This window comes from Maricaulis sp. (assembly GCF_048270265.1).
Classification (GTDB): Bacteria; Pseudomonadota; Alphaproteobacteria; order Caulobacterales; family Maricaulaceae; genus Maricaulis.
Window position 1 is genome coordinate 1 of the sequence record NZ_JBLWTD010000013.1, and the last position, 20,738, is coordinate 20,738.

The following is a 20,738-nucleotide window of genomic DNA, read 5'->3' on the forward strand; positions in this document are numbered from 1 at the left end:
CAGCGCCGTCAGGCGCTGCTCGACATGGTCGATCAGGGGCAGGTTGGAATTGCGCGAGGTGGTGTCGAAGGCGATCAGGGTGCGCAATTCTTCGATTGCGGTCGCGAGGAAGGGCGATGACTGGGACATGGGACACCTCGATCAGTTTGTAACGAGGGTGTTAGCCGGTTTTTCACCGCAATTCCAAAACTCAATCCCCAAGGCTCCGGCCAGCGCGCAGTATCGCCCGGTTTTGTGGAGCTTGAGCGCGATGTATTCGAGCCTGGTCAGATATTTGCGGCGTTGGGCCGGCGACCGGAGCGGCAATGTCGCGCTGATGTTTTCGCTCCTCCTGCTGCCGCTGATGGTATTGACCGGCGGCTCGGTCGACCTCAACCAGGCGCTCAACGCCCGCACCCGGCTCGCCCAGGCCCTTGATGCCGCCGCCCTTGCCGTCGGGGTCCAGACATCACTGACCGAGGAAGAGGCCGCCGAGTTCGCCCTCGGCTTCATCACCGCAAACTATCCGGCCGGCGAAATCGGCGAGGTCGGCGGCATCCAGGTGGCGATCGACTCGGTCAATGACATCGTCACGGTCGGCGCCGAGGCGCGGGTCACCACCCATGTCCTCAATCTGATCGGCATCAACGCGATCACCGTACACTGGGAAAGCGAAGTCCAGCGCGCCCGGCGCCGGCTGGAGCTGGCCATGGTGCTCGACAATACCGGTTCGATGGGCGGTTCCAAGATTTCCAGCCTGCGCGGCGCGGCCCGCCTGCTGACGGATATCCTGTTCGAGGGTGCCGATCCGGACAGGCTGAAGATCGGCCTCGTGCCCTTTGCCTCGACGGTCAATGTCGGCACCGGCTACGAACGCGCCTGGTGGCTCGATCCGGCAGCGCTTTCGCCCCTGCACTCGGAGAATTTCATCCCCGCCGCCAATCGCTGGGATTTGTTCGATACCATCACCAATCGCGACTGGACCGGCTGTGTCGAGGCCCGTTCGATCCCGCATGATGTCGAGGACACCCCGCCCGCCAATGCCTCGCCAGAGACGCTCTTCCTGCCGTATTTCGCGCCCGATGAGTCGAGCTACGGCTCCTATCCCAACAGCTATATGAGCGATCAGATGTCCGGCTCGGACCAGCGCGCCCGCATGCGCAACTCGCCCAAATATGCCGGCGCCTCCGTCTCGTCCGGCGACGGGCCGGGCTGGGGCTGCACCGCGCGGCCGATCACGCCGCTCACGGGCAACCAGGCCAGCATCAATGCCGGCATTGCCGACATGATCGCCAGCGGCACCACAAATATCCCGATCGGCATCAGCTGGGGCATTCGGGTCCTGTCACCGGGCGAGCCCTTCACACAGGGTGTCGCCTGGGATGAGGATGACACCATCAAGGCGATGGTCGTGCTGACCGACGGGGAGAATTATCTCAACGGTCGCGGCAACAGCAATTACTCCGACTATTCGGGCTACGGCTATATGCGTGACGGCCGGCTCGGCATCATCTCCTCCAGCGACAGCGCGATCCGCAACGCCCTCGATGATCGCACCGCCGCCGCCTGCGACTATGCCAAGGGGCTTGGCATCCGCGTCTACACCATCACCTTCCAGGTCAATTCCAGCTCGACCCGCAACATGATGCAGGCCTGCGCCACGCATCCGGGCCTGTATTTCGACTCGCCGTCTTCGGACGCCCTGCGCGATGCCTTCGAGATGATCGCCGGTGATCTGAGCAATCTGCGCCTGTCGCGATAATTCACCCCCGCTTAACCATCCCGTCTAACGCGGCTTTAACTCCGAACCGCTAGAGTTTTAGCGAATAGATGATGGTAACCGCACATGTGCCTGGCCCGCCTTTTCAGAAAACTCACCGAATTTGCGTCGGACCGGCGCGGCAATGTTGCGGTTATTTTCGCCCTGGCGCTGGCGCCGGTAACGCTGCTGGCCGGCGGATCGGTTGATCTGAGCGCGGCGATGAACGCCCGCAGCCGCCTGGCCCAGGCGCTTGATGCGGCGGCTCTGGCCGTGGGCGTCAATGCCTCGATTTCCGATGAGGACGCGCTGGAAATCGCCACCGGCTTCATCAATGCCAATTACCCCGAGCGCGAGCTGGGCAATATCACCAGCATCTCCGTTTCCGTCGACCCGGAGACCGACAGCGTCACCGTGCGCGGTGCCGCCGAAGTGCGCACCACCATGCTCGGCCTCGCCGGCATCCAGAAGATCACCGTGCATTGGGAAAGTGTCGCGCAACGGGCCCGCCAGCGGATCGAGTTGGCGATGGTGCTCGACAATACCGGCTCGATGGGCGGCTCCAAGATCCGCAATCTGCGTGAATCGGCGCTGCTGCTGTCGGAGACCCTGTTTGAGGGTGTCGAGGATCCGGAAGACGTGAAGATCGCCCTCGTGCCCTTCGCCGCAACGGTCAATGTCGGGACCGGCTATGAGCGCGACTGGTGGCTGGATCCGGACGCGATCTCGCCCATTCATGCCGAGTGGGCCGGTGGCGACTACAGCGTCGAGGAATGTTCAGGCCGTGGCCGTCGCCGTACCTGCACGACCACCGAGATCCACCCCAATCACTGGGACCTGTTCGACGAGCTGAGAAACACCAGCTGGGGCGGCTGCGTTGAAGCGCGGGCCCTGCCGATGGATATCGACGATACCACCCCCAATCCCGGCCGGCCCGAGACACTCTTCGTGCCGTATTTCGCGCCGGACGAGCCGGACACCTGGGGATTCTACAATGATTATCTCGATGACGAAGAGTCGGGCGATGATTTCGAGCGTTTGCAGTATTTGCCGAAATACGACGATGTCCGGCCGAGCTTCGACGGCCCCAATGCCGCCTGCACGGTGACGCCGATCACACCGCTGACCAGTACCCGCTCGCGGATCGACAATGCGATCTCCGACATGGAAGCCAGCGGCAATACCAATATTGCCAACGGGATTGGCTGGGGCGTGCGCGTGCTGTCGCCGCAAATGCCTTTCACCGAGGGCGCCGATTATGATGACCGCGACGTGCTCAAGGCGATGGTGATCCTGACTGACGGCCAGAATGTCCTCAGCGGCCAGTATAACAGCTTCATGTCGCGCTATGAGGCCTATGGCTATATCAACGACGATCGCCTGGGTGTTCGCACGTCAAGCGGCAGCCAGTTGAGCGATGCCCTCGATGACCGCACCGTGGCCGCCTGCGCCTATGCCCGGGCACAGGGAATCCGCGTCTACACCATCACCTTCCAGGTCAATTCCAGCTCGACCCGATCCATGATGGAAGCCTGCGCCTCGAACCCGAGCCTGTATTTTGACTCGCCTTCGTCCTCGGCCCTGCGCGATGCCTTCGAGATGATCGCCGGCGATCTCGCCAATCTGCGTCTGGCGCGCTAGCGCCGTACCGGCGGGCTCACGCCCCCGATACGGCACTGCACAGTCTTCAGTTACCGGAGCATGGCAGCGGATGGCCCGTGCCGGCCACTAACGGTCGAACACAACGTCGAGCAGCTCAAGCTGGAAAGCCAGGGCTTCGTTCGGCCCGATCGGGCCGCCGGGCGTGCCGCGCGGGCCATAGGCCAGTTCCGGCGCGATGAAGAGATCCCAGGATTCGCCAACACGCATCAGCGGCAGGGCTTCAACCCAGCCCGCAATCAGGCGGTTGGAGGGGAAGGTCGCCGGTTCGCCGCGGGCATAGGAGGAATCGAACTCCCCGCCATAGGTGAACATGCCGCGATAATGCACCGTGACCATATCGCCGGCGATCGGTGAAATCCCGTCCTCGCTGGCTTCGCGAATGCGGAAGAGCAGGCCCGAGGGCAATTCGAACACGCAAGGCTCGGCGCGCACCGCGTCAAGATAGGCGATGGCCGCTGCGGCATTGGCTTGCGGGTTCTGATTGCCGTCGGCAGGCGGATCGACGACCAGCATGGTCGTGTCGGCTGCGCCGGCACAGGTCCGCGCCTCGGCCACGATCGTCTGCTCGGGCGTCATTGGAGCGGGCGTGGCGACAGCAACGGCATCGCTTGCGGTGTCCGGCGCAGTCTCGGTGGCGGTCTGGGTCGCAGCGCTCACGCCAGCGTCCGCGCGGTCATGTTCGGCACGGACTTCCTTCGAACAGGCCGCGAGCGTCAGGGCAAGCGCGGCAGTGGCCAACAGGGCAGATTTCATTTCCAGTCTCCATTTCGGGCCCTCGGGCCCGGTCCAGTCGTGCGGGCGCGGCTGCGCCTATTCCGTCTCACGCGGCAGGATGGTCACCCGCCAGCTCGTTTCAGGCCGCAGATAGGTCGCGGCCATCTCGACCAGCTCCTCCCGCGAAATATCGCTGTAATCGGCCATCAGCCCCCGGATCCGGTCCAGCCGTTCGGGCTTGTCCCAGGAGTGGGACAGCCAGCTGAGCCAGGCGCTGTTGTTCTCGAATGCTTCCTCGATCTGTTCCAGCAATGGACGGCGCGCACGCAAAATCTCGTCGTCGGAGATATCGCCCGCCGCGAGCATCGCGGCCAGCTCGTCAATCGCGGCATAGGTCGGCGCAAGATTTTCGGGCCGGACATCGACCCCGACCCACAGATAGCCATAACCGGGATAGACATCCGAATTACTGGAATTGTTGAAGGCCGAATAGGTGAAACCCTCGGCTTCACGCAGACGTTCGGTGAGCTTGAGATCGAACACGGCGCGCAGCAGGCTGAGCGTCCGGCTGCGCCGCCGGTCACTGTCGTCAAAGGCCGGCCAGTAGACATTGGCCATCGCCTGATAGTCCGGCCCGTTATGGCGCAGGATGACGGGTTCGGCCGTCGGTTCCGGGAAGCGGATATCGCGCGCCTCGTCATAGTCCGGCCAGCTCGCCGCGCGGTCCGGCAGGGCACCGAAGGTCGCACCGACCGCAGCGATCACGGCCTCTTCGCTGATATCGCCGACAATGGTGATCTCGATCGGAGCGTTGTCCAGCGCCGGTTCGAGGAAGGCCTGGATGGCGGCCAGATCGACACCGGCCACCTCCTCGTCGTCGGGGAAGCCATAGCGCGCATCGCCGCCATGCAGCATGCGGGTCACATCAGCCTGAAGAATGCCGGTTGGCGAGGAATAGAGATTGCGCCGGATCTCCGGTGCCTGGCCCCGGTATTGTGCCAGACCTTCCTCGCGCCAGCCCGGATCGGTCATGAAGGCCGCGAACACATCCATCTGGATCTCAAAATCCGCCGGCGTGGTGGTGGCGGAGAAACTGAAGCTGTCATCGCCGACGCTGAAGCTGAGCCCGACCGAGCGGCCGGCCAGCACACGCGACAGATCGTCGGCGCTATGGGCGCCCAGCCCCGATGATGTGAAAACGGAACTGGCCAGGATATCGACCGCCGGCACCGCGCGTGGCTCCAGCTCGCCGCGACCAAACTGGACCTGGACACGGACAATCTGGTCCTCGAAATCGGTCTGTTTCAGCGTCACCGCGACACCGTTCTCGAAGCGCAGGCGGACGAGGCCGAGATCCTCGACCACGGTGCGCTCGGCAACCGCGCCGGCCGGGCCGAAATCGGTATAGGCAAAGGCCTGGGCTCCGCTTTCCTCCGGCGGGTCAACCGGTGTGGCGGCGCTGGCCTCCCAGACCGACCGGATCGCGGTTTCCGGATCATCGAGGACCACGGAGGTCGCGAGGAAGAGCAAGGGCTCGGCATCGGTCCACTGGGTCCGCCAGGCGGCGTTCACGGCGTCGACGGTGATGCGGTCGGCACTGGCCTCGAAACGGGCCAGGCCGGAAGCCGGGGTGGTGAAGACCTGGTCGCTGCGCCAGCTCGACCAGATCGCATCAGACAAGGCAGCGCTGTCGCGGGTGCCGGCCTGGTCAGCGGAGTTCTGCAGACTGGTGCGGAAGTTCGACACCTGCTCATCGAGCTCGGCCTGGGTGAAGCCGTATTCCCTGGCCCGGCGCAGCTCCTGCTCGATCACGGCGATGGCTTCGGCCCAGCGCTCCGGCGTCGCCACGGCGAGTATGCCGGCTTCGTCGGTCAGCTCATAGCTGCTCGAATGACTGGCACCGGCCTGCAGCAGCGGCGAGACCCCGGAATTGACGATGGTCCGCAGACGGCGCGACAGGATGGCATCGCCGAAACTGGCCAGATTGTCGCGAAAGCGGCTTTCGCCGGTGTCGGGCTCGTGCTGGTGCGGACGGATCGTATTGACGGTGAAGATGGTGAAGACTTCAGGGTCGTTGAAATAGCCGACCGAGAAGGGCCGGTCGGCATCGACCGTACCGAGATCCGGGTCCGGACGCGCATCGGCGCGCGACTCCCAGTCCGAGAACACTTCGCGGATCCTGGCTTCAACCGCGTCGGGATCGATCGCCCCGACCACGACCACCATGCCGCGCTGCGGCACATAGAAATTCTCGTAATAATCGACAAACCGGTCGCGTTGCGCCGTCTCGAGGGTTTCAACCGTGCCGATCGGATCACGCTCCGGAATCAGCGAGCCGGGCAGCTGGAAATACTGCAGCGCCGTGCCCCAGCGGCGGATCGCCGTATTGCGGAAGCGCTCCTCGGACAGGATCACGCCGCGTTCGCGGTCGATCGCCTCGGGGTCAAACACCAGTTCGCTGGCGGTTTCGCGCATCAGGAAGAGCGCGGTATCGATGGATTCCGCATCGGCTTCGGGCAGGTCGAGCTGATAGCCCACCGTATCAGGTCCGGTGAAGGCATTGGTATCGGGGCCGAATTGCAGGCCGTATCGCTCCAGCAGCGGCACCATCTCGCCTTCGGCGACATGGGTGGAGCCGTTGAAGGCCATGTGTTCGATGAAGTGCGCGATCCCGCGCTGGTCGTCGGCCTCGCCGAGCGAGCCCATATTGAACACCATGCGCACCGAGGCGACATTGGCCGGGGTCTCATTGACCAGGATCGCATAGCGCAGGCCGTTCTCGAGCTGGCCATAGCGCACTGCCGGATCGGCCACGAGATCGCTGATGTCCTGCGGCTGACCGGCGTGCTCGGCCGGCTGGCAGGCCGCGAGCATCAGCCCGGCAAGCAGGGGCAGGAAGGCGAGCTTGGATAAGGCCCTGAGCGACATGAGGTTCACCGATTCAGCTTTGCGTGCGGGGCAGCATAGCGTGCGGGACGCCCGCGTCGATTAAATTGGACGTAAGACCGGTCGAGATCAGGCGGGCGCGTGCTGGATCGGATCGTGTTCGGCAACCCAATGACCCGGCTCGACCTCGATCAGTTGCGGCTGATACTGCTCGGCATCGGGATCATCGATCAGCTTGGACTGCATGAAGCGCAATTGCGCCCGCGTATCCATCGGCGAAGGCAATTCGCCATCGAGCTTCAACCGCTTGCGGGTCTTCTCGATCAGCGGATCGGGGACCGGCACGGCAGAGATCAGCGCCTGGGTATAGGGGTGGCGCGCGTCCTCATAGATCTGGTCGCGATCCGCCATTTCGACGATACGGCCGAGATAGAGCACCATCACCCGGTGCGAGATCTCGCGCACCACGGACAGATCGTGGGAGATGAAGATCATCGACAGGTCGAGATCCTGCTGCAGCTTGATCAGCAATTCGACGATCTGGGCCTGGATCGACACGTCGAGCGCCGAGACAGCCTCGTCGCAGATCACGAGCTTCGGATTGAGGATCATGGCGCGGGCAATGCCGACGCGCTGGTTCTGGCCGCCGGACAATTCGTGCGGATAGCGATTGATCATGTTCCGGTCGAGTCCGACCCGGTCCATGATCTCGCGCACGGCATCCTGGCGCTGTTCCCGGTTCATGTCCTTGCGGAAGGTCTGCATCGGCTCGGCGATCGAGGCGCCGATCGTCATGCGCGGATCGAGCGAGGCCATCGGGTCCTGGAACACGATCTGCAGGTCTTCACGGGACTTGCGCATATCCTGCCGGCTCAGGCCGAGCAGGTCGCGGCCGATCCAGGTGACGGCACCTTCCTGGGCAGGGACGAGACGCAGCACGGCGCGCGCCAGGGTCGACTTGCCACAGCCGGATTCGCCGACCACGCCCAGCGTCTCGCCGGACTTCAGATCGAAACTCACACCATCGACGGCGCGCAGAAGCTTGTAGGTCGGGCGCAGGCCGCCGCTGACGCGGATCGGGAATTGCACCTTGATATCATCGACACTCATCAGCGGCTTGGCGCCGGCCTGGTCTACCACGGGCTTGAGCTGGACATGGCCCGGACGGTCCGGCGCATCGATGCGCGGCATCGCGTCGAGCAGCATGCGCGTGTAATCATGTTTCGGATTGGCGAAAATGTCCTCGCAGACACCGCCTTCGACATACTCGCCATAGCGCATCACCTCGACCCGGTCGGCCATGCGCGCGACAACGCCCATATCGTGGGTGACGAAGGCCAGGGCCGCGCCGGTATCACGCTTGAGCTCGTCCATGATGTCGAGCACCTCGGCCTGGACGGTCACGTCGAGCGCGGTGGTCGGCTCATCGCAGATCAGCAGATCCGGTTCGCACAGCATCGACATCGCGATCATCACCCGCTGGCGCATGCCACCGGACAATTCATGCGGATACTGGCTCAGGCGCCGGTGCGCTTCGGGAATGCGGACCCGGTCCAGCCATTCCAGCGCGCGCTGCTCGGCCTTCTTGCCATGGAGCTTGAGATGGATGCCGAGCACTTCCTGCATCTGGTCGCCGATACGCATGTGCGGCGTCAGCGAGGTCAGCGGGTCCTGGAAGATCATCGTCATCTTGCGGCCGCGGACACGATTGAGCTTGTGCGGTGCCAGGCCGAGAATTTCCTCGCCCCGATACCGGATCGAGCCGGTCGCGCGACCGTTCGAGGCCAGCAATCCCATAGCGGCAAGGAAGGTCTGGCTCTTGCCCGACCCGGATTCGCCAACGACAGCCAGGCACTCGCCAGCTGCGATTTCGAGCGAGATGCCCCGCACAGCATTGACCATGCCGTCCGGTGTCTCGAACCGGACGTCCAGGTTCTCGACCTGCAGGATCGGCTGTGCGCCAACCGGCGTCTGTCCGCTATGCAACACTGGCAAACTCCTCACACACGGAATTAGGGCCGCAAAGCATATCGCCGATATCGCGTAAGACCAGCGCGCGGATCACCAAACGCTGCGGTCATATCAAATGATCACGCTTGCCTCTGCCGCTGATAACCGTAAACCGGCAGTCATGATATCGGTCGCGGCGGGTTTGCAATGACAGGTGGCGGCCCGTCCCGTCAGCCCGGCCAGTGCCGGCAGGGCATGAAAGCCGGCGCGTTTCAGGCCGCGTTCGCGCAACCGGGCTTGGAGGTCGCCACTGACTCGGGCAAGCTCGTGCGAAGTCGGGCCTGGCGCGGGCCGCCAGAGCAGAACAGAAGCGGGACGCATGACCGAGCCGAAAGATATGCTTCAGACGCTCTACCGGAACTCCCCGAATGCGGTGGTCGTGACCAATGCCGCCCGCGAACTGGTCTCCATCAATCCGGCCGCCGAGCGTCTGTTCGGCCGCACCGGCGCGGACATTGCCGGTGAATCTGCGCAACTTCTCTATGCCGACCCGCGCGATTATGACCAGCTCGGCCAGACCCATTTCCACCGGGACGCAACCAACGACACCCGGACCTATTCGGTGCGCTACCGGGCCCGGACCGGCCGCATTTTCGACGGCGAAACCCTCGCGAGTCCGATCATTTCCGCGAGCGGCGAGCGGACAGGCTTTCTCTGTATCATCCGGGATGTGACCGCCGAGCTCGCGCTCCAGGCCAAGCTCGAAGCCAGTGACATCCAGCTGCGCGTCGCCCTCTCCTCCGCCAATGAGGGCACATTCTCCCTCAACCTCGCTTCCGGACTGGGGTCGACCCGCGGCTTCATCAATGAATTTCTCGGCATCAAGGCCGCCGACGCGACGATCAGCCTAGCACGCTGGTCCGACGCGCTGCACGAACAGGACCGGGACGATTTTCACCGCGCCATCGACCTGCTCAAGAAACGGCCCACGGCCAAGCTCGACACGGTTCACCGGGCCCGCCGCGTCGATGGCGCCTGGCGCTGGCTGCAGACCCGCGGCCGTGTCAGCGAATTCGCCAATGACGGCACGCCGCTGCGCATCTCGGGCATCGTCGCCGATGTAACAGAGCGGCGGGAACTTGAAATCCGGCTCGCCGAACGCGAGCAGCAACTGGAGAACGCGATCGCCGCCGGTTCCTGCGGCATCTGGGAAATCGCTTCCGACTCGCCGGGAATTGTCGCGATCGGGCCGATCCGGGCCATGCTCGGAATGGCCGACGGCCCCGAGAAGGTCAAAGTGGAATCCTGGCTCGCCCAGATTCATCCGGACGACCGCGACAATGTCATCAGTGTCACCGGGCAATTGGGCCGCAGCGAGATCGACACGGTTGATATCGAATACCGGCTGCGCGACCTGCGCACCAACCAGTGGGTCTGGCTGCGCGGACGCGGCAAGCGGGTGACGACGGACCCGGCGCGCTCGGTCATGGCGGGCGTGCTGATCGACATCTCGGTCCAGAAGGAACTTGAAGACCGCCTCGCCCGGAGCGAGCGCCTGGTGCGTGAAGCGCTGGAGTCGGTCAAGGATGGTGCCTGGAGCGTCAATCTGGAGCGCGAGACCGTGCGCGTGTCGGGATTTTTGGCCGACCAGGGCGGGCGCAAGAACCTGAATGAAGAAATCCCGGTCAAGACCTGGCTTTCCTTCCGGCCCGCCGAGGATCGCGAAGTCGGCTTTGAACGGCTCAAGCAACTCCAGCAGCCGGCCCCGCTCAATGACCGGGCCAGCAAGGTGAGCGTATTCGACTTCCGCACCCTCGACCGCAATGGCGAGATCGTCTGGGTGCGCAGCCGGGGCCGGGTGATCGAATGGGACGAAGCGGGCAAACCGCTGCGTGCCGCAGGAACCCATTCCGACATCACCGAGGAAAAACGCCTCCAGGCAGAACTGGCCGATCGCGACCTGCAATTCCGGGATGCCCTGCAGGCGACAAATGAAGGGGCCTGGCGGATCAATCTGAAAACCCGGATATCCGACGTCACGGCAGTGATCAGTGAAATGATCGGCCTGCCGCCTCGCGATGCCCGCATTGCCCGCGACGAGCTGGTATCGCGGATCCATCCCGACGACCGCCCCATCGCCGAGGCAGCCTTCAAGAAGCTCGATTCCGGCCAAGCGGACACGGTGGACTACACCGTGCGCTTCCACTCCCAGAAGGATGGCTGGATCCATATCCACAGCCGCGGCCGCATCAGCAGTCGCGATCCGCAGGGCAACCCCCTGATCGCGACCGGCTTTCTCTCCGATGTCACCGAAAGACTGGAAACCGGCAAACGCCTGCAGGAACGCGAGGATCAGTTGACCGATGCCATCGCGGCGACCTCCCTGGGTCTGTTCCGGATTGATGTCAAAACCGGTGAGCTATGGCTGCGCGGGAACGCCGCCGAGGAGTTGTTCGCCACGCCCGCCGAAGTGCGGATTTCAGCGGACGACTGGCTCGGAAAAGTTCACCCGGACGACCTGCAGCTGGTCACCGAGACGACATCAGCCATGTACCGCGGCACGCAACTGGTCGCCGATATCAGTTATCGCATGCAGACCCGCGATGCGGGCTGGGCCTGGTACCAGGCGACAGGCCGGGTCGTGGAACGCGCTGCAAGCGGACGCGCCCTCTCAATCAGCGGCGTGCTCTGGAATATCGACTCGCAGAAACGGCTCAATGATGCCGTGCTGGAGGAACGCAGGCGCTTCGAGGCAATCTACCGGGCGACCCCGGCCATGACGCACACGATTGATGCCGATGGCATCATTCGCGAGGTCAGTGATTACTGGCTGTCCTATCTCGGTTATGAGCGCGAAGAGGTTGTCGGCCGGCAATCCACGGATTTCCTGGACGCGGACTCGAGCCAGCGCGCCAAAGAGATTTACCTGCCCGAACTGTTCCGCACCGGTCAGAACCGCGACGTGCACTATCGCTTCGTTCACAAGGACGGCACCCGGTTTGACATGCTGCTCTCCTCCTTCCTGGTCCGCGACGAGAACGGCGAGCCCCTGCGCAGCTATGCCGTGATGACGGACATTACGCCGCTGCGTGCCGCCAATGCCCAGCTGGAACGCTCAAACCAGGAACTCGACCGCTTCGCCACGGTGGCGAGCCATGACCTCCAGGAACCCCTGCGCAAGGTCGCGGCCTTCGCCAGCCTGGTCCGGCGGCGCTATATCTCGCAACTTGATGAGGACGGCGTGCGCAGCCTCGATTATCTCGTCGACGCCGCCCAGCGCATGCAACGCCTGATCGATGACCTGCTCGCCTATTCGCGCATGTCGAGCCAGCCGCTGCAGCTCCAGGCGGTTGATCTGGGCGCCTTGCTGGAGGACGTGCTCGAACAGCTCGACGCCTCGATCGTCGAAGCCGGCGCCAGTGTCGAAATCGATATCGATACCATGCCGACCGTGTGCGCCGATCCGCTGCTGATGCGGCAGGCGCTGCAGAACCTGGTGAGCAATGCCGTCAAATACCGCGGCACCGAGGCGCCCCGGATCAAGATCACGGCCAGCTCTGACGCCGAGAGCTGGGCCATCACGGTCAGCGATAACGGGATCGGCATCGACCCGAAATTCTTCGACAAGATTTTCGCCCCCTTCCAGCGCCTGCACTCGCGTGAGGCCTATAGCGGCACAGGGATCGGCCTCGCTATCGTGCGCCAGGCAATCGAGCGGCATGAGGGCCGGGTCTGGGTCGAATCCGCAGAAGGCACCGGGTCGAAATTCTGCCTCTCCATCCCGGTACAGACGGCCGTCCGGGACAGGGAAGACGCCAGGAGCGCCTGATCGCTATTCGAAGCGGAGCGCCTCGATCGGGTTGAGCCGGGCTGCGCGGTGGGCCGGGTAAAGACCGAAGAAGACACCGACAAAGGCCGAGGCCCCGATCGCGATCGCGACAATGGCCGGATTAACGGCAATTTCGAGCTCTCCGACATTGGCATAGGCGATTGTGCCGCCGACACCGACCACCAGCCCGACCAGCCCGCCTGTGACACACAGGACAATGCTCTCGATCAGGAACTGGTTGCGGATATCGCTGGCGCGCGCGCCAACCGCCAGACGCAGGCCGATCTCGCGCGTTCGCTCGGTCACCGAGACCAGCATGATATTCATGATCCCGATACCGCCAACCAGCAGCACGATGCCGGCACCGACCGCCAGGAGCAGGCCGAGCTGGCTTTCGGTTTCATTGCGGGCACGGATGAACTCGGCCAGGCTGGAGACGTTGAAATCGTCATCGGCACCCGGTGCAATACCGCGCCGGACCCGCAGCAGATCCTGGATATCGGCGATGACCCGGCCGGTGTCTTCCCCGGCGCCCACGGCGACATAGATTGTCTGGACCGGGTCCCGCACCGTCGGCACCTCTCCTGCACCGAAACGTTGCCGGACGGTGGACAACGGCAGGAAGACGATATCGTCCTGGTCAGAGCCGTAGGAGGTCTGCCCCTTGGCCGCGACGGTGCCGATGACCGAGAATTGCTGTCCGCCAATGCGCAGGGACTGGCCGACCGGGCTCGCGCCGTCGAACACTTCATCGACAATGGTCTGACCGATCACCGCCAGACGCCGTGCCGACTGTTCCTCTTCCACCGAGAAGGCACGGCCTTCCTCGATCACCCAGTCGCGAACATCAAAGAAGGCCGGATTGACTCCGGTGATCCGTGTCGACCAGTTGACGCCGCCAAACACCACGCTCAGCCCGAACGCGTTGACCTCGCCGGAGACCCCGCCGATCCCGCTGATCTGGTCACGGATGGCTTCGGCATCGGCATCAGTCACCGGCGTGCCCGTGCCCTCGGCACCGCGGCGCCCGCCAAACATCGAGGCGCCGGGACGCACGATCAGAAGATTGGCACCGAAACTGGCGATCTGGGCCTCAACGGCCTGTTTGGTGCCTTCACTGATCGAGACCAGCACGATCACCGACGCAACACCGATGATCACGCCGAGCATGGCGAGCGAACTGCGCAGGGCATTGATCCGCAAGGCGGTCAGGGCAACGCGTATCGAGGCGAGCAAATTCATGTGCGGTCCTCCACCACCTGGCCATCACGAAACACGATCTGGCGGCGGGCATGATCTGCGACTTCCTGCTCATGGGTCACGAGGATCACCGTGATGCCCTCACGATTGAGCTGGTCAAAGATTTCCATGATGTCGTCCGAGGTCTTGCTGTCGAGCGCGCCGGTCGGTTCGTCGGCGAGCAGGATTTTCGGGTCATTGACCAGGGCGCGGGCAATCGCGACGCGCTGCTGCTGGCCGCCGGACAATTGCGATGGCTGGTGATCGGTGCGCTCGCCAAGACCGAGCTGTTCAAGCCGTACCAGGGCCCGCCGCCGCCGTTCGGCATGGGGCACACCGCCATAGACGAGCGGCAGGGCGACATTCTCCACCGCCGAGGTGCGTGGCAACAGGTTGAATTGCTGGAATACGAAGCCGATCGTGCGATTGCGAAAACGCGCCACCTCCTCCGGCCCCAGCGTACCGAGATCCTCGCCGGCCACCTTCAACAGGCCCGATGTCGGCCGGTCGAGGGCGCCGAGCAGGTTCATGAAGGTCGACTTGCCCGAACCGGAACTGCCCATGATGGCGACATATTCACCTTCCTCGATGGTCAGGGAGACGCCATCGAGCGCGCGAATGGTCATGTCGCCCATGGTGTAGGTCTTCACCAGGTTGCGGCATTCGATCAGCGCCGTCATTCGCGCACCTCGCGGGCGCGGGTCACCACGGCCTCGCCCTCGGCGAGATCGCCGGCGACGACTTCTGTATTCTGGCTGTCGGAAATCCCCAGGCGCACACGGCGCTCGGCCAGCATGCCATCAGCCTCCTGCACCCACACCGTGGCGGCGCGCGTTTCCGCGGCCTCGCGGGCGATGGCGCGATAGCGCTGCATCTGGTCCGGCGTGAGAATGCCCGACAGGCCGCGATCGACTTCCGCCTGCACCGCCGCGCGGTCAAAACCGCCACCGGCCTGGGCTGCAGCCTGGGCGCGGCCAAAGGCGCCGCGGAACAGGGTCGTGACCTGCTCGGCCTGGTCCGGTGTCAGATCAAGCTGTTCGGTCAGGCGGTCCGCCGGGTTGGGCCGGCCGCCACCAGCACCTCTGGTGCGGGCGCCAGCCTCCGCGGTCTCGATCGGCCGGGTGCGATCCTCAATGGCCGATGAGGGGCGAAAGCGCAGTGCGGCATTGGACACACGCAGGACGCCATCGCGCTCACCGGTGACGATATCCATATTTGCCGTCATCCCCGGCAGCAAACGCTGGCCTGGATTGGAAGCCGACACGACAACCGTATAGGTGACGACATTGTTCAGGGCCGTCGGGGCGAGGCGGATCTGGTCGACAACACCGGTCAATTGCATATCCGGATAGGCGTCGACGGTGAAATTGACTGTCTGACCCTGTGCGATCTGGCCGATATCGGCCTCGTCGACCTGGGCATCGATCTGCACCTGGCTGAGATCCTGGGCGATGGTGAACAGCACCGGCGCCGACAGGCTGGCTGCAACGGTCTGGCCCTCATCGACGGCACGATCCACGACGATGCCATTGATCGGCGAGCGGATCGTGGTGCGTTCCAGATCAATACGGGCGCCTTCCAGCGTCGCATCGCGCTGGGCCAGCACCGCTTCGGCATTGGCGATCTGGGCCTGGGCGACGGCGACGTCGGCGAGCGCCGAATCGAGCGCTGCGCGGGCATTGTCGAGCGCTGCTGCAGAGGCATTGCCGCGCTCGCTCAGAGTCTGGGTGCGGTCGAAATCGAGCTGGGCTGTGCGGGTATTGGCCCGCACCCGCGTCAGGGTCGCACGCTGCAGCGTCAGGCTGGCCAGCGCCGTGGAGCGGGAGGCCTCGGCTTCGCGCACACGTGTCTCATAGGTCTGCGGGTCGAGACGGGCGATGACCTGGCCTTCCTCGACCTCGTCATTGAAATCGACGAGGACTTCGGCGAGCTGGCCGGAAAGCTGGGAGCCGACCTCGACAGTCACCAGGGCCCGCACCGCACCGGAGGCGGCAACAATGCGCCGCACCTCACCGGTGGTGACGGCCGAGGTTTCGATCTGCACCGATCCCGTACTGGCCGACGAGCGGCCGAGGAACCACCAGGCCGCGAGCGCCAGCACGACAATCCCGGCAACCACCATAATCCAGCGTTTATTCTGCAACATCTTCGCCCCTTGGACCTCAAGGGCCCTGAATTTGTACACACGACCTCAACGCGGCTGCGGTGTGATTCCGTCGCGCGCCTTGCAGTTCAATGCGGTGTAGCCTGCCGCGTCCGCGAAGGCTATCCACACCACGCGCTCACAGAAGGGTCCGCTCATGGATGTGATGGAACTGCTCGATGCGCCGGGAATGGCGCCGCTGCTGGAGGCGGCACCCCTGCTGGGCCTGGTATTGTGGGTCTTGCTGGTGGCCCTGCTGTGGCGGGATGGCTTCAACGACCTGGCCGAGCGCTTCACCCGCCCGGGCTGGACGATGACGCAACGCCTGGCGACGCTGCTGATGATCCCCGTGCGGGGCGTCATGCTCGCTATTGCCGCCGCGCTCGGTGCCGCCCTGACAACACTGGGGCTTCTGATCAATATCGGCGTCGTCCTCAACCTCCTGCGTGCCGGCAAACTCCTGCTGGCGGGCTGATCCATACCGGGATGTGCTGCCGGTCAGTTTGTCACGCCTGCTGCATGGTGACATGGCCGCAACCGGGCCTTATGTGTAAGCTCCCCAGCTGATAACGACTTGCAAACGCAAGCAGCCGCGACAGGACCGGATGTGACGCTCGACCAACTCGAAAAGGGCCAGATTTGCCACGTGACCGGATTTATCCCGGGCTGCGAGGATCTGGTGATCAAGCTCCGCGAGATCGGCTTTGCCGAGTCCGATGAGGTCGAACTGATGCATCGCGGCCCGCTCGGCGCCCAGCCCCTCTGCTTTCGCCTCAACCGGACCCTGATTGCCCTGCGCAGCGATGAAGCGCGCGCCATTGAAGTGGAAACACCGCAATGAGCCGTTTGCGCATTGCGCTGGTCGGCGCGCCCAATTCGGGCAAGTCGACCCTCTTCAACGGCCTGACCGGTGGCCGCGCCAAGGTCGCCAATTACTCGGGCGTCACGGTGGAGACCCGTACCGGCTGGCTGCAGACGCCCGGCGGCACCGAGATCGACCTGATCGACCTGCCCGGCATTTACGGTCTCAAGGCGCGCTCGGCCGATGAACGCATCGCCATCGAGCTGTTGTGCAATGGCCGCGATGACGAGCCCGCACCCGACGGCATACTGGTCCTGATCGACGCCGCCCATTTGCGCACCCATTTGCACACCGTGCTGCAGATGCGCGCCATTGGCCGGCCGATGATCGTCGTGCTCAACATGATCGATCTGGCCGAACGCGATGGTCTGAAGATCGATGTCGAACGCCTTCAGAGCGAACTCGGCGTCCCGGTCGTCACCTCTCGTGCGACCCGCGCTGCCGGCCGCGCCGACCTTCTGGCCTGCCTCGATCGCCAAACCGCAAACTGGCCGGCCCGCCATGCGGCGGACGAGAACAAGGTCTGCACCACCGATATCGACCTCACCGCCCTGCAGCGCGAGGCCCGCGGCATCGCCAACCAGGCCATCCTGTTCGAACCGGCGATGAACCGGCTCACCCGCCAGGTGGACAATTTCGTCCTCCATCCGGTTGCCGGCCCGATCATCCTCTCGGCCCTGCTCTTCTTCATGTTCCAGGCTGTCTATTCCTGGTCCGGCCCCTTCATGGACGGACTCGAGGCCGGCGCCGCCGCGCTCGGCGACCTCGCCGGCCGAGTCCTGCCGGCCGGCTGGATCCATGACCTGGTGGTTGACGGCATCATCGCCGGGGTCGGCAGCGTCGTCGTCTTCCTGCCGCAGATCATCATCCTCTTCCTCTTCATCCTGGCATTGGAGGCCTCGGGCTACATGGCCCGCGCCGCGGTGCTGATGGACGAGCTGATGCTGCGCGTCGGGCTCAATGGCCGCGCCTTCATTCCGCTTCTGTCGAGCTTCGCCTGCGCCATTCCCGGCATGATGTCGGCCCGCACGATCGACAATGAACGCGACCGGCTGACCACGATCATGGTCGCACCGCTGATGACCTGCTCGGCGCGCCTGCCCGTCTACACGTTGATCATCGGCGCCTTCATCCCGCCCGATGCCGTGGGGCCGTTCAACCTGCAGGGCATTGTCATGTTCGGCCTCTACCTTACCGGCGTCGTCAGCGCCGTCACGGTGGCCTTCGTGCTCAAGCGCACCGTGACCAAGGGGACCAACCAGGTCCTGATCATGGAATTGCCGACCTATAAACTGCCCAATCCGCGCGATTTCTTCCTCTCGCTCTGGGGCCATATCAGCGCCTTCCTGAGACGCGCCGGTACCATCATCCTGACGACCTCGATCATCCTGTGGTTCCTCGCCAGCTATCCCAGCTCGGCCACGAGCCTGCGGGACAGCTATGCCGGCATGATCGGCTCGGTACTGGAAAAGATCCTCGCCCCGATCGGCTTCAATCTCGAGATCGCCATCGCGCTCGTGCCCGGCATGGCCGCGCGCGAAGTGGCCGTCGGCGCCCTGGGCACGGTCTATGCCATCCAGGGCGGCGAAGAGAATGTCGAGGGCCTCGCCGCGGCGCTACAGGGCGCCTGGTCCCTGCCGACCGCGCTCGCCTTCCTGGCCTGGTATGTCTTTGCCCCGCAATGCTTCGCCACCCTGGCGACCGCGCGGCGCGAGACCAATTCCTGGGCCTGGACCGGCTTCATGTTCACCTATCTGATGGTGCTCGCCTATATCGCCGCCGGAACGGTGTTCCACGTCGCGACCTGGCTGGGGCTTTAGGGGCGCCGGACACCTTCACGCAGGGCATCAAACCAGGCCGCATTCGCAAGCCCCGTGATCGGTGCCCGCGCGCCAGCGAGTACCCGCTCACGTAAAACCTGCTTGGCCCGGGCCTTGCCGTCAGGCTTTAACGGTTTGACCGGGCGTGCCTTGCTCGTGGTCATGGGCTCAGAATACTCGTTTCGGCGATGACCGGAAAGGTCACGAATAATCCCTCACTTGACACGATACCAAAAGGTTTCCTATAAACGGAACCGAAAGGTTTCACATCATGTCCACAGACCTCGACTCCGCCCAGCCTGTCTTCCGAGCCCTCGCCGATCCCACTCGGTGCGCGATTGTGAAACTGCTCGCTGAGCAGGATCTGCGCGTCGGCGATATCGCGGCGCATTTCGCGATGACGCGGCCGGCGGTGGCCAAGCATCTGGCGGTGCTCAAATCGGCCGATGTCATCCGTGTCAGCCAGGCCGGACGCGAGCGGATCAATTCCCTCAATCCGGCGGCGCTCAAAGCGGCCTCCGACTGGCTCAATTATTTCGATCACTTCTGGGACGACCGTCTGGCCGCCCTCAAATCTGCCGTGGAGGCTGACGCATGACCGAGCTCAAGATCACCAAGACCCTGTTTCTCAAAGCCCCGGCCAGCCATGTCTGGAAATTCCTCACCGAGGCCGACAAGCTGGCGGTCTGGTTCCATCGCGGTGGCGCGGACCTCGTCGCCGATGGCGAATACAGCGTGCTGACCAATTCCCTGGGCAAGGAAGGCACGAAGATGTGCTGGGGCAAGGTGGTCGAATTTGATCCGCCACACCGCCTCGTCCACACCTTCACGCATGATCATCTCGACGGTGTCGAAACCCTGTGTGTGTGGACGCTGGCCGATGCCGCGGGCGGCACGGTGCTGACGCTGGAACATACCGGTTGGGAAAAGGTCGGCGAAGCGGCCTTCAACATGGCCGCCAATCATGATGCCGGCTGGGACGAACACTTCCCTCGCCTGCGCCGCGTCGTCAGCTGATCGCGTCCGCCATATCGGCCAGTTTTGCGATCGTGTTCATGTTCCGGGCGGTGCCGGCCTTTGCCGCCGGGATGACGAGTTTCGACTGGCCCATACCGCCCGGATAATGGACATAAATCTCGCGCGCTCCGGGGTGGATTTCCTCGTCCTTCCGATTGCGGATTCCGTCAGGCTCGCCCGGCGGCGCATCAAGGAAGATCGCCACGGTGCGATTGCCGGGCTGGCCGGCGAAAGGATTGGCCTGCAAAACGGCGCGCATCTCATCCGCAGTCCGCACCATCACCCCTACCGGCTTGCCGGCCCAGGCGAACAGCCGAGCCTCGAGGCCGGCCTTCACCGCCGCCGCATCCTGGTCGCTGGTGAAGACGACATTGCCTGAAGCAATCCAGGTCCGCACCCGGTCATGGCCGAGCCCTTCGCACATCGCGACGAGCTCGCCCATCGGCAATTTGCCGGTGCCGCCGACATTGACGGCGCGCAGCAGGGCGATGAAAGCGGTCATGGCTGAGCTCCGGAGATATTGGGGCGAAATATCATCGCCAAGCACACACAGCTTATCCGGCAGGGTCACCGCGCTGCGCTCGCGCCCGCAGGTCTGCGAAATAGGCCGCATCGACCGGGCCTTTTGGGGCAGATCGTGCGCCTTCTAGCAGCAGCCCCCGCACCCGTTGAAGATCCATATCCTTGCGGATCAGCTCCCCGAGATATTCGCTCACGCTCCCGTACCCACCTTCCGCGACTTGAGCGTGGACGAAGGCCTTCAGCGACCCCGGCAAGGAGATATTGATGGTGCGCATGCCGCCAGATTGATGCGGATGCCGGCACTTGGCAAGAATTTGCCGGGCAGGCGGAGTGAATTACGCGCTTCGGGTAGCCGC

At 64.1% G+C, this 20,738-nt stretch carries 17 protein-coding genes; 8 read left to right on the top strand and 9 right to left on the bottom strand.

The genetic code is table 11. The annotated features are described in order from the left end of the window. The first annotated feature begins 250 nt into the window (after positions 1–250). Together ACN0YF_RS08610 and ACN0YF_RS08615 are read left to right on the top strand one after the other, a co-directional pair. Positions 251–1,741: a pilus assembly protein TadG-related protein gene (locus tag ACN0YF_RS08610; RefSeq protein WP_417494065.1), complete on the top strand. Its 1,491-nt coding sequence runs from the start codon at positions 251–253 to the stop codon at positions 1,739–1,741. Positions 1,742–1,825: 84 nt separating this feature from the next. Next, positions 1,826–3,379: a pilus assembly protein TadG-related protein gene (locus tag ACN0YF_RS08615; RefSeq protein ID WP_417494066.1), complete on the top strand. Its 1,554-nt coding sequence runs from the start codon at positions 1,826–1,828 to the stop codon at positions 3,377–3,379. A gap of 87 nt (positions 3,380–3,466) precedes the next feature. Here ACN0YF_RS08615 and ACN0YF_RS08620 read toward each other — a convergent pair whose 3' ends face one another. The 3 genes from ACN0YF_RS08620 to ACN0YF_RS08630 form a co-directional block, all read right to left on the bottom strand. After that, positions 3,467–4,153 (bottom strand): FKBP-type peptidyl-prolyl cis-trans isomerase, encoded by a 687-nt coding sequence (locus ACN0YF_RS08620; RefSeq protein WP_417481864.1) that lies wholly within the window; start codon positions 4,151–4,153, stop codon positions 3,467–3,469. 57 nt (positions 4,154–4,210) lie between these two features. Next, a complete protein-coding gene (locus ACN0YF_RS08625) occupies positions 4,211–7,042 on the bottom strand; it encodes a M16 family metallopeptidase (protein WP_417494067.1) in 2,832 nt (943 codons plus the stop codon). Between the two features lie 87 nt (positions 7,043–7,129). Next, positions 7,130–8,902 (bottom strand): dipeptide ABC transporter ATP-binding protein, encoded by a 1,773-nt coding sequence (locus ACN0YF_RS08630; RefSeq protein WP_417494116.1) that lies wholly within the window; start codon positions 8,900–8,902, stop codon positions 7,130–7,132. A gap of 427 nt (positions 8,903–9,329) precedes the next feature. On the opposite strand from ACN0YF_RS08630, the gene ACN0YF_RS08635 reads away from it, so the two are divergent. Further along, positions 9,330–12,779, top strand: coding sequence for a PAS domain-containing protein (locus ACN0YF_RS08635; protein ID WP_417494068.1), 3,450 nt, complete (start codon positions 9,330–9,332; stop codon positions 12,777–12,779). A gap of 3 nt (positions 12,780–12,782) precedes the next feature. Here the strand turns inward: ACN0YF_RS08635 and ACN0YF_RS08640 are convergent, their stop codons facing one another. Genes ACN0YF_RS08640 through ACN0YF_RS08650 form a run of 3 tightly spaced genes read right to left on the bottom strand, consistent with a single transcriptional unit; the run spans position 12,783 to position 16,164 of the window. Continuing rightward, positions 12,783–14,021 carry an ABC transporter permease gene (locus tag ACN0YF_RS08640; protein ID WP_417481861.1) on the bottom strand — a complete coding sequence of 413 codons (1,239 nt, stop codon included), beginning with the start codon at positions 14,019–14,021 and terminating at the stop codon, positions 12,783–12,785. Next, a complete protein-coding gene (locus tag ACN0YF_RS08645) occupies positions 14,018–14,698 on the bottom strand; it encodes an ABC transporter ATP-binding protein (RefSeq protein ID WP_417481860.1) in 681 nt (226 codons plus the stop codon). The genes ACN0YF_RS08640 and ACN0YF_RS08645 overlap by 4 nt, the downstream gene beginning before the upstream one ends. Continuing rightward, a complete protein-coding gene (locus ACN0YF_RS08650; protein WP_417494069.1) occupies positions 14,695–16,164 on the bottom strand; it encodes an efflux RND transporter periplasmic adaptor subunit in 1,470 nt (489 codons plus the stop codon). The genes ACN0YF_RS08645 and ACN0YF_RS08650 overlap by 4 nt, the downstream gene beginning before the upstream one ends. 154 nt (positions 16,165–16,318) lie before the next feature. Between ACN0YF_RS08650 and ACN0YF_RS08655 the strand changes: the two genes are divergently transcribed. From ACN0YF_RS08655 to feoB, 3 genes are all read left to right on the top strand, one after another. After that, a complete protein-coding gene (locus ACN0YF_RS08655) occupies positions 16,319–16,636 on the top strand; it encodes a hypothetical protein (protein ID WP_417481858.1) in 318 nt (105 codons plus the stop codon). 171 nt (positions 16,637–16,807) lie between these two features. After that, positions 16,808–17,002, top strand: coding sequence for a FeoA family protein (locus ACN0YF_RS08660; protein ID WP_417494070.1), 195 nt, complete (start codon positions 16,808–16,810; stop codon positions 17,000–17,002). After that, positions 16,999–18,843 carry a ferrous iron transporter B gene (feoB, locus tag ACN0YF_RS08665; protein ID WP_417494071.1) on the top strand — a complete coding sequence of 615 codons (1,845 nt, stop codon included), beginning with the start codon at positions 16,999–17,001 and terminating at the stop codon, positions 18,841–18,843. Before ACN0YF_RS08660 ends, feoB begins: the two co-directional genes overlap by 4 nt. Here the strand turns inward: feoB and ACN0YF_RS08670 are convergent. Beyond that, the gene (locus ACN0YF_RS08670) at positions 18,840–19,007 is read right to left on the bottom strand and encodes a hypothetical protein (protein WP_417494072.1); all 168 of its coding nucleotides are present in this window, start codon (positions 19,005–19,007) and stop codon (positions 18,840–18,842) included. The genes feoB and ACN0YF_RS08670 overlap by 4 nt on opposite strands. A 107-nt stretch (positions 19,008–19,114) precedes the next feature. Here ACN0YF_RS08670 and ACN0YF_RS08675 point away from each other — a divergent pair, with 107 nt between their 5' ends. Beyond that, the gene (locus ACN0YF_RS08675) at positions 19,115–19,441 is read left to right on the top strand and encodes an ArsR/SmtB family transcription factor (RefSeq protein WP_417494073.1); all 327 of its coding nucleotides are present in this window, start codon (positions 19,115–19,117) and stop codon (positions 19,439–19,441) included. Further along, a complete protein-coding gene (locus tag ACN0YF_RS08680) occupies positions 19,438–19,860 on the top strand; it encodes an SRPBCC family protein (protein WP_417494074.1) in 423 nt (140 codons plus the stop codon). The genes ACN0YF_RS08675 and ACN0YF_RS08680 overlap by 4 nt, the downstream gene beginning before the upstream one ends. On the opposite strand, the gene ACN0YF_RS08685 is transcribed toward ACN0YF_RS08680, so the two are convergent. Next, entirely contained in the window at positions 19,853–20,362 is a 510-nt protein-coding gene (locus ACN0YF_RS08685; RefSeq protein WP_417494075.1) for a DUF1697 domain-containing protein, read from the bottom strand. The two genes, ACN0YF_RS08680 and ACN0YF_RS08685, sit on opposite strands and share 8 nt — an antisense overlap. Positions 20,363–20,414: 52 nt before the next feature. Beyond that, complete coding sequence (locus tag ACN0YF_RS08690; protein WP_417481851.1) at positions 20,415–20,657, bottom strand: ribbon-helix-helix domain-containing protein; 243 nt, start codon at positions 20,655–20,657, stop codon at positions 20,415–20,417. Positions 20,658–20,738: the final 81 nt, after the last annotated feature.